General features: G+C 56.1%; 2 protein-coding genes. Both read right to left on the reverse strand.

Annotated elements, in window-relative coordinates; all coding sequences use genetic code 11:
* On the reverse strand, nt 1–269 hold a 269-nt coding region (locus AC5O77_RS22440), incomplete at its 3' end, for a tail assembly protein (protein ID WP_494507251.1).
* Nucleotides 167–551 (reverse strand): NlpC/P60 family protein (locus tag AC5O77_RS22445; protein ID WP_494507252.1); only part of this gene is annotated, 385 nt, incomplete at its 5' end. The genes AC5O77_RS22445 and AC5O77_RS22440, both read right to left, overlap by 103 nt.

The following is a 551-nucleotide window of genomic DNA, read 5'->3' on the forward strand; positions in this document are numbered from 1 at the left end:
ATGTGGATCACGGCACCATTTGCCAGCGGCTCATTAAGACGGGCAGATAATTCATTTTCGCCTGCATCACGCCCGGCAATGCGCACCTGATACCAGCCCTCATTCAGTTTCTGACGAAACACCGGGAGCTGTGTGGCCAGTGCCCGGATGGCTTCAGCCCCCGTTTTCACACGAAGGTCGATACGGCGGCCAAATCGTTGTAAATCCCCGTAAAGGCAGATGCGTGCCATGCCCGGTGACGCCAGAGGGAGTGTGTGCGTCGCTGCCATTTGTCGGTATACCTCTCTCGTTTGCTCAGTTGTTCAGGAATATGGTGCAGCAGCTCGCCGTCGCCACAGTAAATGGCGGCATGATTCGGCACCGATGAACCAAAACAGCACAGCAGCACATCGCCCGGCTGCGCCGCTGACAACGGCACCTGATACAGCCCTGTGGCCTCCAGATTATCCAGATAGAGATTCTGGCCGTTACGCCACCAGTCATCCTCACGATGAAAATCCGGCATCTCAATCCCCGCCAGATGATAAGCATCCCGGAACAGCGTGTAACAA

Source organism: Stenotrophomonas sp. INTA L402-1 (assembly GCF_059295135.1).